Origin of the sequence: Sulfitobacter sp. AS59 (assembly GCF_038899995.1) — a bacterium.
Classification (GTDB): Bacteria; Pseudomonadota; Alphaproteobacteria; order Rhodobacterales; family Rhodobacteraceae; genus Sulfitobacter.
The window spans coordinates 391,862-408,426 of sequence record NZ_JBBMQK010000004.1 but is presented as its reverse complement, the minus strand read 5'-3'; the positions used below and the strand labels follow the sequence as shown (position 1 = coordinate 408,426).

At 58.5% G+C, this 16,565-nt stretch carries 11 protein-coding genes; 6 read left to right on the top strand and 5 right to left on the bottom strand.

The features are described 5' to 3' along the window. Window positions 1-35: 35 nt before the first annotated feature. The 6 genes from WNY39_RS12075 to WNY39_RS12050 all read left to right on the top strand — a co-directional run bounded on the left by WNY39_RS12075 (window position 36) and on the right by WNY39_RS12050 (window position 8,551). Window positions 36-3,005 (top strand): 2-oxoglutarate dehydrogenase E1 component, encoded by a 2,970-nt coding sequence (locus WNY39_RS12075; protein ID WP_342845771.1) that lies wholly within the window; start codon window positions 36-38, stop codon window positions 3,003-3,005. Next, the gene (gene odhB, locus WNY39_RS12070; protein WP_342845770.1) at window positions 3,002-4,513 is read left to right on the top strand and encodes a 2-oxoglutarate dehydrogenase complex dihydrolipoyllysine-residue succinyltransferase; all 1,512 of its coding nucleotides are present in this window, start codon (window positions 3,002-3,004) and stop codon (window positions 4,511-4,513) included. Before WNY39_RS12075 ends, odhB begins: the two co-directional genes overlap by 4 nt. 53 nt (window positions 4,514-4,566) lie before the next feature. Beyond that, window positions 4,567-4,950, top strand: coding sequence for an MAPEG family protein (locus WNY39_RS12065; protein ID WP_342845769.1), 384 nt, complete (start codon window positions 4,567-4,569; stop codon window positions 4,948-4,950). A 14-nt stretch (window positions 4,951-4,964) separates the two neighbouring features. After that, window positions 4,965-5,360, top strand: coding sequence for an MAPEG family protein (locus WNY39_RS12060; RefSeq protein ID WP_342845768.1), 396 nt, complete (start codon window positions 4,965-4,967; stop codon window positions 5,358-5,360). 125 nt (window positions 5,361-5,485) lie between these two features. After that, complete coding sequence (gene lpdA / locus WNY39_RS12055) at window positions 5,486-6,874, top strand: dihydrolipoyl dehydrogenase (protein ID WP_342845767.1); 1,389 nt, start codon at window positions 5,486-5,488, stop codon at window positions 6,872-6,874. Between the two features lie 306 nt (window positions 6,875-7,180). Next, window positions 7,181-8,551, top strand: a complete 1,371-nt coding sequence (locus WNY39_RS12050) for a phosphomannomutase (RefSeq protein ID WP_342845766.1) — start codon at window positions 7,181-7,183, stop codon at window positions 8,549-8,551. Window positions 8,552-8,611: 60 nt separating this feature from the next. On the opposite strand, the gene WNY39_RS12045 is transcribed toward WNY39_RS12050, so the two are convergent. The 5 genes from WNY39_RS12045 to WNY39_RS12025 all read right to left on the bottom strand — a co-directional run bounded on the left by WNY39_RS12045 (window position 8,612) and on the right by WNY39_RS12025 (window position 16,565). Next, a complete protein-coding gene (locus tag WNY39_RS12045; RefSeq protein ID WP_342845765.1) occupies window positions 8,612-11,731 on the bottom strand; it encodes an efflux RND transporter permease subunit in 3,120 nt (1,039 codons plus the stop codon). 18 nt (window positions 11,732-11,749) lie between these two features. Next, the gene (locus WNY39_RS12040; RefSeq protein WP_342845764.1) at window positions 11,750-12,907 is read right to left on the bottom strand and encodes an efflux RND transporter periplasmic adaptor subunit; all 1,158 of its coding nucleotides are present in this window, start codon (window positions 12,905-12,907) and stop codon (window positions 11,750-11,752) included. Window positions 12,908-13,220: 313 nt separating this feature from the next. Further along, a complete protein-coding gene (locus tag WNY39_RS12035; protein WP_342845763.1) occupies window positions 13,221-14,756 on the bottom strand; it encodes an alkaline phosphatase D family protein in 1,536 nt (511 codons plus the stop codon). A gap of 181 nt (window positions 14,757-14,937) precedes the next feature. Next, entirely contained in the window at window positions 14,938-15,666 is a 729-nt protein-coding gene (locus tag WNY39_RS12030; RefSeq protein WP_342845762.1) for a lysophospholipid acyltransferase family protein, read from the bottom strand. Further along, window positions 15,666-16,565, bottom strand: a complete 900-nt coding sequence (locus WNY39_RS12025; RefSeq protein ID WP_342845761.1) for an FtsX-like permease family protein — start codon at window positions 16,563-16,565, stop codon at window positions 15,666-15,668. Before WNY39_RS12025 ends, WNY39_RS12030 begins: the two co-directional genes overlap by 1 nt.

The window sequence follows — 16,565 nt, the reverse complement described above, 5'->3', positions numbered from 1 at the left end:
CATACAAACGTAGCGCTCTCATCAGAGGTATCGCCATGACCGAACAACCGCAAAACGAACAGTTCCACGATTCTTCCTTTTTGGAAGGGCAGAACAGCACCTACCTCGAGGCGATGTATGCGCGGTATGCCGATGATCCCAATGCTGTGGATCAGGCGTGGCAGGCGTTTTTCCGGGCGATGGATGATGATGACGCAGACGTAAAGGCCGAGGCGGCAGGCCCCTCGTGGGCGCGCAACGATTGGCCGCCCATGCCGCAAGATGATTTAACCGCCGCGTTGACAGGCCAATGGCCTGCCCCCGTTGAGACGAAAGCCGCCGGTCAGAAGATCACCGAAAAAGCCGCCGCCAAAGGGATCGAGCTGTCTGACGCGCAAGTGCAACGTGCCGTGCTGGATAGCATCCGCGCCTTGATGCTGATCCGCGCCTACCGCATTCGCGGCCACCTTGCCGCCGACCTTGATCCGCTGGGCATGCGCGAACACACCAGCCATCCCGAGCTGGACCCCTCCGCCTATGGCTTCGGCCCCGAAGACATGGACCGCCCGATTTTCATCGACAATGTTCTGGGCCTGCAAATCGCCACGATGAAGCAGATCGTCGACATCGTGAAAAGCACCTATTGCGGCACATTTGCCCTGCAATACATGCATATTTCCAACCCAGAAGAAGCCGCTTGGCTCAAAGAGCGGATCGAAGGGTACGGCAAGGAAATCCAGTTCACCAAGAATGGCCGCAAGGCGATTTTGAACAAGCTGGTCGAGGCGGAAGGCTTTGAGAAGTTCCTGCACGTTAAATACATGGGCACAAAACGCTTTGGTCTGGACGGTGGTGAATCCCTGATCCCCGCGATGGAGCAGGTGATCAAACGCGGTGGCCAGCTGGGCGTACAGGATATCGTGATCGGTATGCCGCACCGGGGCCGTTTGTCGGTTCTGGCCAATGTTATGCAGAAACCTTACCGCGCGATTTTCAACGAATTCCAAGGCGGCAGCTTTAAGCCCGAAGATGTTGATGGCTCAGGCGATGTGAAATATCACCTTGGCGCGTCCTCGGACCGCGAATTCGACGGCAACACCGTTCACTTGTCGCTGACCGCCAACCCGTCCCACCTTGAAGCCGTGAACCCGGTTGTTCTGGGTAAAGTCCGCGCCAAGCAAGACCAATTGAACGACAAAGAACGCAGCTCGGTCATGCCGATCCTTCTGCACGGCGATGCGGCCTTTGCGGGTCAGGGCGTTGTTGCTGAATGTTTCGCGCTGTCCGGTCTGCGGGGCCACCGCACCGGTGGCACCATGCATATCGTCGTGAATAACCAGATCGGGTTTACCACCGCGCCGCATTTCAGCCGTTCCAGCCCCTATCCCACAGACAACGCACTGGTGGTTGAGGCCCCTATTTTCCACGTAAACGGCGACGATCCAGAAGCCGTCGTTCACGCCGCACGTGTTGCAACTGAATTCCGCCAGAAGTTCCACAAAGACGTAGTGCTGGATATCATCTGCTACCGCCGCTTTGGTCACAACGAAGGCGACGAGCCGATGTTTACCAACCCGGTGATGTACAAAAAGATCAAAAAGCAAAAGACAACTCTGACGCTTTATACAGATCGCCTTGTCAAAGATGGATTGATCCCCGAGGGCGAGATCGAGGACATGAAAGCCGCGTTCCAAGAGAAGCTGAACACGGAATTCGAGGCCGGCAAAGAATACCGCCCCAACAAAGCCGACTGGCTGGATGGTAAGTGGTCCCATTTGGATAAGGCAAAGGAAAAGAAATACCAGCGCGGCAAAACCGCCATCGCCAAGGATACCATGGCAGAGGTCGGCAAAGCGCTGACAACTGCGCCTGACAATTTCCCGATGCATAAAACCGTTAACCGGTTGCTGGACGCCAAGGCCGAGATGTTCAAATCCGGTTCCGGTTTCGACTGGGCCACCGCCGAAGCCTTGGCTTTTGGCTCGCTCTTGACCGAAGGATACAAGGTACGCCTTTCTGGCCAAGATTCCGCACGTGGTACATTCTCTCAGCGACATTCGGCCCTGATTAACCAAGAAAACGAAGACCGCTATTATCCGCTGAACCACATTCGCGAAGGTCAGGCCGAATACGAGGTTATCGATTCGATGCTGTCCGAATACGCGGTTCTGGGCTTTGAATACGGCTATTCGCTGGCCGAACCCAACGCTCTGACCCTGTGGGAAGCGCAGTTCGGCGATTTCGCCAATGGCGCGCAGATCATGTTCGATCAGTTCATCAGCTCGGGCGAAAGCAAATGGCTGCGCATGTCCGGCCTCGTTTGCCTGATGCCGCATGGCTATGAAGGGCAAGGTCCAGAACACTCCTCCGCACGTTTGGAACGGTTCCTGACCATGTGCGGTGGCGACAACTGGATCGTGGCCAACTGCACCACGCCTGCAAACTACTTCCACCTGCTGCGCCGCCAGTTGCACCGCAGCTATCGCAAGCCGCTGATGTTGATGACCCCGAAATCACTGCTGCGCCACAAAATGGCCGTCAGCAAGGCCGAGGAGTTTACGACAGGCTCCAGCTTCCACCGCGTGTTGTGGGATGATGCGCAGCAAGGCAACTCGGACACCCAGCTGGTGGCCGATGACAAGATCAAGCGCGTCGTCATGTGTTCGGGCAAGGTGTATTACGACCTGCTGGAAGAACGCGACGCCCGCGGCATCAACGACGTCTACCTGCTCCGCTTTGAACAGTTCTATCCCTTCCCCGCACAATCCGCGGTTAAGGAACTTGAACGGTTCAAGAATGCTGAAATGGTGTGGTGTCAGGAAGAACCCAAAAATCAAGGCGCTTGGACCTTTATCGAACCCAATATCGAATGGGTACTGGGCCGGATCAAGGCCACGCACACCCGCCCCGTTTACGTCGGTCGCGCCACATCGGCGTCGCCCGCAACGGGTCTGGCCTCACAACACAAAGCACAACAAGCAGCCCTCGTTGACGAAGCGCTGACCATCGAAGGAAAACAACCATGACAAGCGAAGTACGCGTCCCGACACTGGGTGAATCCGTTACCGAAGCGACCGTGGCAACATGGTTCAAGAAACCCGGCGATCATGTCGAGGTTGACGAAATGCTGTGCGAGCTGGAAACCGACAAGGTCACCGTCGAAGTGCCCAGTCCGATTGCAGGTACCCTTGCCGATATCGTCGCCGCCGAAGGTGAAACCGTTGGCGTCGATGCCCTGCTTGCCAATATCTCTGAAGGCGGCGAAAAGCCCGCCGCCAAGCAAGACAAGCCCGCCGCGACCGCCAAGGTCGAAGCACCAGCCACTGGTGGTGATGCCATTGATGTCATGGTCCCCACCCTTGGTGAATCCGTGACCGAAGCAACAATCAGCACATGGTTCAAGAAAGTCGGCGATACGGTCGAGGCCGACGAAATGCTGTGCGAGCTGGAAACCGACAAGGTCAGCGTCGAAGTGCCAGCCCCCGCCGCAGGCACCCTGACCGAAATCCTGTTCGAAGAGGGTGCCACGGTCGAAGCCAACGGCAAGCTTGCCGTCATCGCCCAAGGGGCCGGCACCGCCGCACCCGCACCTGCACCAAAGACTGATACCCCGGCAGCACCATCCGCAGCCCCCGCTTCCGGCGATATCGAAGATGCACCTTCTGCGAAAAAGGCGATGACAGAGGCCGGTATCACCCGCGATCAGGTCACTGGCACAGGCCGTGATGGCCGCGTCATGAAAGAAGACGTTGCCAAGGCCGTTGCCGCCGGAACCTCCGCTGCGAAACCAGCACCGGCAGCCGCGCCGCGCGCGCCTTCTGCCCCACAAGATGCGGTACGCGAAGAACGGGTGAAAATGACCCGTCTGCGTCAAACCATCGCCAAGCGTCTGAAGGACAGCCAGAACACCGCAGCTATGCTGACCACCTATAACGAGGTCGACATGACCGAGATTATGGCCCTGCGGAATGAGTACAAAGACCTGTTCCTGAAAAAGCATGGCGTAAAGCTGGGCTTCATGTCCTTCTTCACCAAGGCCTGCATTCACGCCCTGCATGAAGTGCCCGAAGTGAACGCCGAAATCGACGGCACCGATGTTGTGTACAAAAACTACGTCAACATGGGCATCGCGGCTGGCACGCCAACGGGCCTTGTGGTCCCTGTAATCAAAGACGCCCAAGACATGTCCTTTGCCACCATCGAAAAATCGATTGGCGAAATGGGGGCCAAAGCCCGCGATGGCAAACTGTCGATGGCCGAAATGCAAGGCGGCACCTTCACCATCTCCAACGGCGGTGTTTACGGCTCGCTGATGTCCTCGCCGATCCTGAACCCGCCACAGTCGGGTATCCTTGGCATGCACAAAATCCAGGACCGCCCAATGGCAATCAACGGCCAGGTTGTGATCCGCCCGATGATGTATCTGGCGCTCAGCTATGATCACCGCATCGTCGACGGCAAAGGCGCTGTAACCTTCCTTGTCCGGGTGAAAGAGGCTTTGGAAGATCCACGTCGTCTGCTGATGGATCTGTAAATAATCGGCGCGCGGGCACATCGCCCGCGCCTAAATCAAAAAAGGGGTCGACCATGACAGAAACAACAATACTCGCCGCCTACGGCCTGCTGGTTTTGCTGACCATTCTGCTACAGGTTCTGGGCGGCATGCAGCAGCTTAGCCTTGGGTATCTAATTTCGTCGCGCGATGAAACGCGAACCGTCAGCGGTATGACCGCACGGCTCGAACGGGCCTTGGCCAACTCCATTACCGCAATGGCACTTTTCGCCCCTGCGATCCTAATTCTGGTGGTGCTTGACCGTACGAGCTCCGCCAGCCTTCTGGCGGCTCAGGTGTTTCTAATCGCCCGCATCATCTATCTGCCGGTCTATGCCTTTGGCATCCCCGCAGTGCGCACCCTCGTGTGGCTGGCCGGGTTTGCCGCCACCGCTGTTTTGTACTTTCTCGCGCTATAAGGCTGGATGCTGCGATGGGACCTGAACTTACCGTTCTCATTCTCGCAGCACTGCTGCAGGTGGTGACCTTTGTCATCTATGCCATCCCCGCCAATCTCGAATTGGGGATGGGCTACACCCTATCCGCCCGTGACCGCGAACCGACACGCCAAATGTCCGACCGGACGGCTCGCTTGGGTCGCGCCATGAACAACATGTTCGAGGCTCTGATCCTGTTCGGCATTGCAGCACTGGTCATCCAGACCACAGATCAAAGCACCCCCTATACTGCCCTTCTCGCATGGGTATTTCTGGCCGCCCGCATCGCCTATATCCCCGCCTACGCCTACGGGCTGCGCCCGGGCCGCTCGCTCATCTGGCTGATGGGCTTTATCGCAACTGTTCTTATGCTGATTGCAGCGCTCTTCTGACTTTCCAAATGGCCATAAATCCCGGGGGCGTGCGCTTGCGCACGGGGGCAGCGCCCCCTAGCTTACTTCTAAACCGGCACCTCGCCTGAAACAAATAATCGCCCGACCTACCAAGGAGACCTTCCATGTCCAGCTACGATGTCATCATCATCGGCTCCGGCCCCGGCGGCTATGTATCCGCCATTCGTTGCGCCCAATTGGGCCTCAAGACAGCCTGTGTCGAAGGCCGCGAAACCCTTGGCGGGACCTGCCTGAACGTGGGCTGTATCCCTTCCAAGGCGATGCTGCATGCCACCCATATGCTGCACGAGGCCGAACATAACTTTGCTGAAATGGGCCTCAAAGGCAAAAGCCCCTCGGTCGACTGGAACCAGATGCTGGCCTACAAGCAGAAAACCGTCGACACCAACACCAAGGGCATCGAGTTTCTGTTCAAAAAGAACAAAATCGACTGGATCAAAGGCTGGGCCACTATCCCAGAGCCGGGCAAGGTCAAAGTCGGTGACGACATCCACGAAGCCAAAAACATCATCATCGCAACCGGATCAGAGCCAGCGTCCTTGCCCGGCGTTGAAGTGGACGAGAAAGTCGTCGTAACATCAACCGGTGCGCTGACCCTGAACAAGGTGCCTAAGAAGCTGGTCGTGATTGGCGCCGGCGTGATCGGGCTCGAGCTTGGCTCCGTCTACGCGCGGCTGGGGTCCGAAGTCACTGTTGTCGAATATCTGGATGCGATTACGCCCGGCATGGACGGCGAAGTTCAAAAACAGTTTATGAAACTGCTGAAAAAGCAGGGCATCAATTTCGTTATGGGTGCTGCGGTGCAACGTACCGACGCCACGAAAACCAAGGCCAAGGTCACCTATAAACTGCGCAAGGATGACAGCGAACACACGCTCGATGCCGACGTCGTTCTGGTCGCCACAGGCCGCAAGCCGTTCTATGACGGTCTGGACCTTGATGGTTTGGGCGTCGAGCGGACAAAGCGCGGCCAGATCGCGGTTAACGATCATTGGCAGACCTCGGTCAACGGCATCTACGCGATCGGTGACGTGATCGAGGGTCCGATGCTGGCCCACAAGGCCGAAGACGAAGGCATGGCTGTGGCAGAGGTTGTGGCGGGCAAGCACGGGCACGTGAACTACGGCGTGATCCCCGGCGTGATCTATACCCACCCCGAGGTTGCCAATGTCGGTGCCACCGAAGAGCAGCTCAAGGAAGCGGGCCGCGCCTATAAGGTCGGCAAGTTCAGCTTCATGGGCAACGCACGGGCCAAGGCCGTCTTTGCCGGTGATGGCTTTGTCAAAATTATCGCGGACAAGGAAACCGACCGCATTTTGGGTGCGCATATTATCGGTCCAGCCGCTGGCGATCTGATCCACGAGGTGTGCGTCGCAATGGAATTCGGCGCATCCGCCGAAGATCTGGCAATGACATGCCACGCCCACCCGACCTATTCCGAGGCCGTCCGCGAAGCGGCATTGGCTTGTGGTGCCGGCGCGATCCACATGTGATTTCTTAGGTGGGGTTCACGCCCCACCTCCCCTAAAAATCTGAAAATCGCCCGCGTGCCAGGCGGCAAAGACTCCGGCATTTTAGTGCAGTGGGTGATGTAGCATTCTTCTTGCCGGCGTATAATTCATTTATAATATTGCCTCAGATTCACCGAGGCAAAGCTAACCTTGGCACAGTTGGCAGTCAGTTATGGCTATTTGAGCTAATTGTGGCAATCTCCCGATATAAAGAATTTGCCGTTCGCACATTATACCTTCGCCCTTCTTTTCAATAGCAAGCAACCTAGCAAACCAAAGGACCCCGCCATGCCCCCTAAATTCGGAACCAGCGGCCTGCGCGGGCTTGTAACTGAACTTACGTCTGATCTTATCGGTGCGCATGTCAGGGCTTTCATCGCGGCCTGCCCTCTGGGGAATGGTATCTGGATCGGGCGGGATTTGCGGGGGTCTTCACCGGCGATATCTAGGATGGTCGCAAATGCCGCCCGCGAGATGGGGGTACAGGTTACGGATGCGGGGGCTGTGCCAACGCCTGCCTTGGCCTTGGCGTCGATGAACGCGGGTTGTGCTGCGGTGATGGTGACTGGCAGCCACATTCCGGACGATCGGAACGGGATCAAATTCTATACCCCCGAGGGCGAGATCACCAAGGCGCATGAGGCCGCAATTCTGGCCAATCTTGATGCGGGCCCCACCCAAAACGGCCCCGAGACCGTGACAGATACCACCGCAGAAGCCGACTATATCGCCCGCTACAAAAGAGCCTATGGAACAGCGCTGACGGGGATGTGCATCGGGGTTTACAGCCACTCCGCCGTTGGGCGCGATTTGATGATTAACCTGCTGACCCAACTGGGTGCGCAGATCACCGAGCTTGGCCGTTCCACGCATTTCGTGCCCGTGGATACCGAAGCTGTGCCCGAGGACGTGCGTGGGCAACTGCGCAATTGGGCCAGCAACCACCCGCTGGATGCAATCGTGTCCACCGATGGGGATGGCGACCGGCCGCTGGTCGCAGATGCGATGGGCAATGTCGTGCCGGGAGACCTGCTCGGGCAGATAACGGGTACGGCTCTGGGTGCGCAGATTGCTGTCACACCTGTATCGTCGAACTCGGGGGCAGAGCAGGTGTTCGACACCGTTATCCGCACCAAAATCGGATCGCCGTTTGTCATTGCAGGCATGGAAAGCGCCAAGGGGCACGTTGTGGGGTACGAGGCAAACGGCGGCTTTCTTTTGGGCTATGATGCGCAGGGCCCTGCTGGCCCGCTGCCAGCTCTTATGACCCGCGATGCTGTGCTGCCTATTCTCGCCAGCTTGGTCGCGGCCAAGGCGGCGGGTAGCCTAGCCGCCGCCGTCGCCGCCCAACCCGCGCGCTTTACCGCGGCGGATCGCTTGCAGGGTGTCGCCACCGAAACGGCCCAAGCCTTTATCGCTGAGCTGAGCACCGACGACGATGCCCGCGCGGCGTTCCTGAAGCAGTTTGCCCTGACCGAGATTGCGGTTAATCGCACCGACGGCTTGCGGATGATCTGCGCTGGCAACCGCATCGTGCATCTGCGCCCCTCCGGCAATGCGCCGGAGCTGCGGTTTTACGCGGAGGCTGACAGCGCCGAAGCAGCACAGGATTTGTTGGCTCAGGGGCTAGAGATCCTGCGTATAAAGATGATGGCGTAGGCGGCACTGCCCCAAGGGTCTGCCGCTTTTCTCGGAAACAGCGTCGAGCGCCCTTAAGAGCTACCCCTTCGCGTCAACCTTCTTCGCATCCCTATTCCGCGTCATTCGTGCGATCATCACAAAGAAGAACGGCACGAACAACACGCCCAGCACGGTTGCCGCGATGGTGCCCGAAAGCACGCCGCTGCCGATGGCTGTGCGACCGCCAGAACCGGCACCGCTGCTTAGGACAAGCGGCAATACACCCAGCGAGAACGCCATAGACGTCATGATGATCGGGCGGAACCGTTGTTTTGCAGCGTCGAGCGCAGCGTTAATGATGCTTTCGCCCTCTTCGCGTCGGTCACGGGCAAACTCCACGATCAGGATCGCGTTTTTACCGGTCAGGCCGATCACTGTCAGCAGGCCGACCTGAAAAAAGACACCGTTCTCAAACCCACCGAAATAGGCACCTGACAAGGCCCCGAGCACCCCAATTGGCATGGCGAGCATGACGGCAAAGGGGATCGACCAGCTTTCATAAAGCGCGGCCAATGACAGGAAAATCGCGGCCAGCGACAGGGCATAAAGCAACGGCGCCTGATTGCCGGATTCTTGCTCCTCAAGCGACAAACCTGTCGGTGCGATCACAAAACCCGGTGGCAAATCTTGGGCAAGCCGCATCAGTTCGGCCAGCCCTTCGCCGGTGCTGGTGCCGGGGGCGGCAGTCCCTTGCAACTGCATTGCCGGAACACCGTTATAGCGGTTCACGCCTTGGGGGCCGAAAGTCCAATTCGCCTCGGTGAAGTTCGAGAAGGGAACCAACCCGCCGCTCGCATTCCGCACCCGCCATTTTTTCAGGTCGGACGGCAATGCGCGGGCGTCAGCCTCGCCTTGGACATAGACGCGTTTGATCCGCCCCTCGTCTATGAAATCATTCACATAGCGGCCCGCCCACGCGATGGTCAGCAGGTTGCCGACATCGCTGGCCGTCACCCCCATGGCACCGGCGCGGCGCCAGTCGATATCAAGGTTGAACTGCGCTGCATCCTCAAGCCCGCTGGGGCGGAGCGAGGCGATCAGCGGGCTTTGCGCTGCGGCACCAAGCAGTTGATTGCGCGCATCCAAAAGCTGTTCGTGGGTCTGTCCGCCTCGCGCCTGAAGGTAGAAATCAAAACCGGACACGTTGCCAAGTTCGATCACCGAAGGTGGCACAACGGGGAACACTTGCGCATCCTTGATCTGGCTAAAGGCACCAAACGCACGACCCGCCAGCGCTTGTACGCTGAGGTTCGGCGCGGTGCGTTCATCCCAGTCCTTGAGCCGGACAAAGGCCAGACCAAGGTTCTGACCTTGCCCCGCAAAACTAAACCCGACAACGCCAAAGACGGATTGAACCATGTCGCTTTCTTGGTTCAGGTAATAATCCTCGACCTGTTTGACGACTTCGAGCGTGCGTTCGGCTGTGGCCCCCGTAGGGGTTTGAATGAGGGTAAAGAGAATGCCCTGATCCTCGTCCGGCAGAAACCCTTGGGGCGTGCGCAGGAACAGCGCGCCCATGGCCGCAATGATCGCAAGATAAAGGACACCACTGATAAACGGATGCCGTACGATACCCCCGACAAGACCGGCATAGCCGCCACGCAGCTTGTCAAATCCGGTGTTGAACCATTTGAACGGTCCGCGTTTTTCATCGTGCTTTTTCGCCTTAAGCAATGTCGCACAAAGCGCGGGCGTTAGCGTCAGCGCCACCACGACCGATAGCGACATAGCCGAAATAATCGTGACGGCAAACTGCTTGTAAATCACACCGGTTGAGCCGGGAAAAAACGCCACCGGCACAAACACGGCAGAGAGTACAACCGCGATACCGATCAGCGCGCCAGTGATCTGGTCCATCGATTTGCGCGTCGCCTCGACCGGGCCAAGGCCTTCTTGCTCCATAATCCGTTCGACGTTTTCGACCACAACAATCGCGTCATCCACCAGAAGACCGATGGCCAACACCATCGCAAGCATCGTCAACGTGTTGATCGAAAACCCAAGCACGGCCATCACGCCGAATGTGCCCAGCAAAACAACCGGCACCGCCAGCGTGGGGATCAACGTTGCGCGGAAATTTTGCAGGAACAGATACATCACAAGGAAGACGAGGATGATCGCCTCGATCAGCGTCTTGATCACCTCTTCGATCGAGATTGTGACAAAAGGCGTCGTGTCGAAGGGCACGACATAGGTCACACCTTCGGGGAAAAACGCTGCCAGCTCTTCCATCCGGCTTTCAACGGCATTGGCAGTGTCCAGCGCGTTGGCCCCCGGTGCCAGACTGATCGCCATCCCCGTCGACGGGTTGCGGTTATAGCGCGACACGGTGGCATAGCTTTCGGCACCAATCTCGACACGGGCGACATCATTGACCAACACCAACCCGCCATCGGTTTCTGCGCGCAGTACGATCTGGCGGAAATCCTCGGGCGTACGCAACAATGATTGCGCAGTGATCGTCGCGGAAAGCTGTTGCCCGTCGACAGAGGGACGCGATCCAAAGGCACCGGCAGAGATTTGTGCGTTCTCGGCAGATACAGCGGCAACGACATCCGAGGGTGTCAGCTCGAACGCGGCCAGTTTGGCCGGGTCAAGCCAGATGCGCATGGCGTATTGCGCGCCGAAAACGCGCACGCTGCCAACGCCCTCAACCCGGCTCAGCTCGTTCACAAGGTTGGTGGACAGATAATCGCCAAGGTCCGTCGCGTCCAGATTTCCGTCTTCGGAGATCAGCGAGATCACCATCAAGAACCCAGCCGACGATTTCTGAACCGTCACACCTTGCCGCTGTACCGTTTCGGGCAGCAGCGCGGTGGCTTGCGCCAGTTTGTTTTGCACTTGGACTTGGGCGATGTCCGGATCAGTGCCTGTTTCGAATGTCAGGGTCACACTGGCGCTGCCAGACGACGTCGAGCTGGATGAAATATAGCGCAGCCCGTCCAGCCCGGTCATCTGCTGTTCAATGACCTGCGTGACGGTATTTGCCACCGTATCAGCCGACGCACCGGGATAGACGGCGTTGACCGAAACGGTTGGCGGCGCGATCTGCGGATATTGCGCCACGGGAAGCGACAGAATGGAAAGCACCCCGATGCCCATAATGAAAATCGCGATGACCCATGCAAAAATCGGGCGGTCGATGAAAAAGCGGGCCATGGATATTCCGGTTCTGAATTATTCGGTTTTGGTATCGGACGGATCGACTGCTGCCGATGTCTGTTCCTCGGGCGTTACTATCGCGCCGGGGCTGGCTTTTTGCAGGCCCACGGTCACAATCCTGTCGCCCGCGTTCAGCCCCTCACTCACCACCCAGTCGCTGCCCATGTCCTGTAGAACAGTCAACTGGCGTGTCTCGACGACATTGTCATCGCCCACCACCATCGCAACGGGCTGTCCGCGCCGGTTGCGGCTTACGGCTTCTTGGGGAATGACAAACACGCCCTGCGCAGTGCGGGTCGGCATTTCGACCTGCACATACATGCCGGGCAGCAGCAGCTTGCCGGGATTGTCGAACGACATCCGCAGCACCACGACCCCGGTCTGTTCATCCACGTCAGGTTCCGCAGCAGTCAGCGTGCCGGTCTGGTCATACAGGCTGCCATCGGCGAGCGTCAGACTGACACGGGCCATGCTGTCGCCCAGCCGTTCACCCATATTGCCGCGACGCCATTCAAGCATCTCGGCGGCGGATTGGGTCACGTCCACATACACCGTGTCGATGTTGCGGATTACGGCCATCGGGCTGGCCTGACTGGCAGTCACCAATGCACCTTGGCTGGCCAAGGAACGCCCGATTTCACCTGATAGACGGGCTGTAATCTCGGTCCGGTCAAGCTCGATCTGGGTCGCGTGGCGCTGTGCCTGTGCGGCCTGAAGACCGGCCCGCGCCACATCACGCGCGGCGACGGCACTATCAAGCGAGGCGGTGCTGGCAACATTGCGCGAGGCCAGTTCCTGTTGCCGAACTTCCTCTTTCTCAGCAGCGTTCAACTGCGCCTGCGCTTGCGCCACCGCTGCATCCGCTTGCGCGACAGCGGCCTCGTAGCTCGCAGGGTCAATCTTATAAAGCACATCTCCCGCCTCGACCGATCCGCCTTCTTGGAACAGACGTTCGGTGACGATCCCCGCGACCTGCGGGCGGACTTCTGCCGTGGCAGAGGCCACAACGCGTCCGGGCAGGGTTGTCGTCAGGGTCACGTCTTGCGGTTGAACCGTTACGACGGTGACCGCGGGCGGTGGGCGCCCTTGCTGTTGGGCCGCCGCGGGAAATGCGAGGGCAGCAAGCGTAAGGCAAAGCAACGGCAAGCGCCGGAAGGGGTGGATCGAATGCATGGTTTGATGGTCCCGTCAGACGTTGCGGATGACAAACTTGGGTTGAGTATAGCGCCTTGCGGCAAAATATAGTTGGCAGGTCAGAAACAGCGTTTGAAAATACAACGCTATATACTAAGCCAAGCTTACTAAACGCCTATTTATTTCGTACGGCGAAGAAGTCAATCCAAACCTTCTAACATATACTTGAACGCTTGCCGGATCGTAGTCCCGCAAGCGTCTATACAGCTCACAATACCCGTCGCAGAATGCACCTCTCCTTTGGAATCAAAGAAGGGGCGGCCTGTCGCAGCCGCCCCCGTTGATTGATCGTTCAGACTGTTTTTGGTTCCAGCTCGACCGACCACAGCTCGACATCTGCGCTGTCCATCAGGCGCACGGTCATCACGCCCGTGTCGGCGGCAATGTCGACCTTGCCAAAAAACTGCAAACCGTCGCTTGGCGGCAGGTTGGCTTTGCCTTCTTCGGGATGCTTGGCAAAGCGTACTTCGGGGCCAAAGGTGTTGTCATAGCTGGACGGGCCAAAGGTGCCAGCATGCAGCGGGCCAGACACGAATTCCCAAAAGGGCTCGAACTCCTGAAACACGGCACGATCCGGCGAGTAGTGATGCGCCGCCGTGTAATGCACGTCTGCGGTCAGCCAGACAGTGTTCGCGATTTCCGCAGCCTTGATAAAGGACAGCACAGCCGCGATGTCTTTCTCGCGCCCCAGCGCCGGACCGTCACCATTCGCCCCATTCTCCATATTCGTATCGCCGTCGCGCACCATCATCCCGATCGGCATATCTGACGCGATCACCTTCCAGGTCGCGGTGGAGTTCACCATTTCGCGCTTGAGCCATGCCAGTTGCTCTGCACCCAGAAACGGCGTGCCCTCTGCTTCGGTATTGGCGGTGTTGTCACCCCGATAGGTGCGCATGTCGATCACAAAAATATCCAGAAGCGGACCATAGGACACCTTGCGGTACACCCGCATCGGTTCAGCCAGATTTTGCCGCGTTGGCATCATCTCGTGAAACGCATGGGCCGCGCGCGCCGAAAGCGTCTGCATCGACTTGACCGCATAGCGGTCGTCGCTGGCAAGCACCTCGTTCGGGTACCAGTTGTTTGTCACCTCATGGTCATCCCATTGCGAAATCATCGGTACCGCTGCATTGAACGCCTGAACATTGCGATCCATGTAGTTGTACAGGTGCTGGCCCCGGAATTCGTCGAGGGTTTCGGCCACCTTGCTTTTGGCGGGCGTGACGATGTTCTTCCAGATTGTCCCATCTTCCAGCTCCACCTCTTCCTTGAGGGGGCCATCGGCATAGACCGTGTCGCCGGAATGCAGGAAAAAGTCAGGCATGTGGCCCAGCATCGTGGCATAGGTGGTCATGCCGCCGCGATCCTCGTCGATACCCCAACCTTGCCCGGCGGTGTCGCCCGACCAGACAAAACTGACATCGCGGTTGCCCATCGGGGCGGTCCGGAATTTGCCCAATGTCGGCTCTGACATGGTGCCATCTGCCAGATCGGTCATTGTCACACGGTAAAAGATATCCTGATCGCTGGGCAGCCCCGTCAACGCCAACTTGCCTGTGTAATCCGATGGGGCACCAACGGCCAAGGCGGGGACAGCCTGCGCGTCTGACATGCTCTCGGTCGTGGCCCATTCCACAAGCATCTTGGCCTCGCGGTCAGCACGGCTCCAGATCATCGCGCCGTCATGGGCAACATCGCCGGACATCACGCCGTGGGTAATAACAGGACGCGACTGCGCGCGCGAAAGGGACGGCATAGACAACGAAGCCCCAAGAGCGGCGGAGCCCAAGAGAGCCTGACGGCGGGTGAAGGAAATACGTGGCATAAACTGCGACTCCTGAATGATTTCTACAGACGAGACCATTCAGGCAGAGGGTTTCACTCCACCGACAGTTTTATGAAAGCTTTATGATAATGGGGGAGTGGGTAGGTGTTTCTTTATCGTAATTCTGCCAATCAACCTGCCAAACAGTTCTATTTCAGCATCACCCGCAAGGTCGGGAGGGTTAAACCCTCCCCGCGCCGGACTTTGCTTCGGCCAACAAGGCGTCCGACCGTGCTTCGACTGTCTGTTCAAGGCGGGACATGAACGCGTCGCGCGGCAGGCCTGCTGGGATCGGATCCAGAAACTCGACCACCGCCACACCCGGGCGACGGTACAGCCCCCGACGTGGCCAGAAATATCCGACGTTTGTGGCAACGGGCACACAGGTTTGCCCCATCTGTTCGTACAAGGCTGCTGTTCCCTTTTTATAGGGGGCAGACACGCCCGGTGCCACGCGTGTGCCTTGGGAATAGATAATCAACTGTCCCGCCTCGACGTGGCCTGCTTTGACGTCCTCAAGCATTTTCGCCACTGCCGCGCCGCGCTTGCCACGGTCAACGGCGTACATCTTCATCCGTTTTGCGTATTGCCCGATCACTGGCGTCCAGAGGATTTCCTTTTTCATAATGAATTTACCAAGCGGCACCGCCTGAAAGATCATCATGATATCTAGGAACGATTGATGTTTTGCGGCAATCAGGACCCCATCAACAGGGGGCGTGCCGCGCACTTCGCAACGCATGCCGACCAGATGTTCGGCGAGCCACATGATGAAACGGGAATAGCTTTTGCAGCAGACATAGGCACCGCGCAGCGAAAACATGGCCCACGGCGCATAGACCAGCCCAAAAATTGGCATGGCGATTGTGGATATTGCGACAAACGCCAGCGATCGTATCCATTGGAGCATCAAGCAAGTTCCTTTAGCGTGCGTTTGGCGGCGGCACCCGTGGCGGCAAAGGCAACAGCCCCGGCCAGAAACGGGATCAACAGCGGGACCAGCCAATGCCGCCCCTGAAAGCCTAGCCCCGTCAAAAATCCGCCGACGTCCTCTGTGCTGGGCAGCAGCAACATGGCCAGCATCCCCAGCACCGTCCCTGCGGCGGCCCCTGACAGGGCGCGAAAGGTGAAACGGCGAATAAAGGCTTGGGCGATATAGCTGTCGGTGGCCCCGACCAGCCGCAGCACCGCGATCACCTGCGCATTCGCCGACAGCGCCGCATTCGCGGCCAGCGTCACCATCGCCGCCAATGTGGCTGTGATCAGGATTGTCGATATCCACCCCAGCAGTTTCAACCGCGATGCGGCTTGAACCAGCGGCGCGCGCCAGCGGTTGTGATCGTCTAGAATGGCCCCCGGCACCTCAGCAGCCAACCGCAGGCGCAAGCCTTCGGGGTCCAGCCCTTCGTTATCCTCAACAATCTCGATCAGGCGCGGGACCGGCAATGCGTCAATCGCCAGCTCTGCCCCGAACCATGGGGCCAGCAGCGCCTGTTGTTCAGCGTCCGTTAACGCACGGGCAGAGGCGACGCCCTTGGTCGTTTCAAGAATACGCAGGGCTGCTTCGGTTTGGGCGGCACGTTGATCTACGGGGGCCACCACCCTGATCGTTGCCGTGCGCGCCAATTCCTGCCCCCAGATCGTGGCCAAGCGGCCCGACGCCAGTGAAAGCGCCAGCGCAAAGACAGCCAGAAACGCCATCGTTCCCGCCGCAAACAAGGTCAGTTGCGCCGTGAACCCCGAGGGCGGCACCACGCGGTCCGCTTGCCGGTCCCCTGTCCAAAGGGCTGCGATGGCAAATCGAAACAT